This is a genomic window from Photobacterium sp. R1, assembly GCF_054600795.1.
The window spans coordinates 1-237 of sequence record NZ_BAAHZP010000968.1; the positions used below are offsets into that span (position 1 = coordinate 1).

The 237-nt window shown below is 47.3% G+C and carries 1 protein-coding gene; it reads left to right on the forward strand.

The features are described 5' to 3' along the window. A partial coding sequence (locus tag ACYP03_RS27950; protein ID WP_459782928.1) for an alanine--tRNA ligase-related protein occupies positions 1–237 on the forward strand: 237 nt, incomplete at both ends.

Sequence of the window (237 nt, forward strand, 5' to 3'; positions counted from 1 at the left end):
GAGACACTCAAGCAGCAACAGGCCATGGTTGAGAAAGTGTTGAAGATCGAAGAAGAAAACTTTGGTCGCACACTGGATCGCGGTATGTCCATCCTGAATGAAGCAATTGACGCTTTGGATGGCAAAGTGCTGGACGGTGAAACTGTCTTTAAACTGTACGATACCTATGGTTTCCCTGCTGATCTGACTAACGATGTCGCTCGTGAGCGTGGTTTCAGCATTGATGAAGAAGGCTTC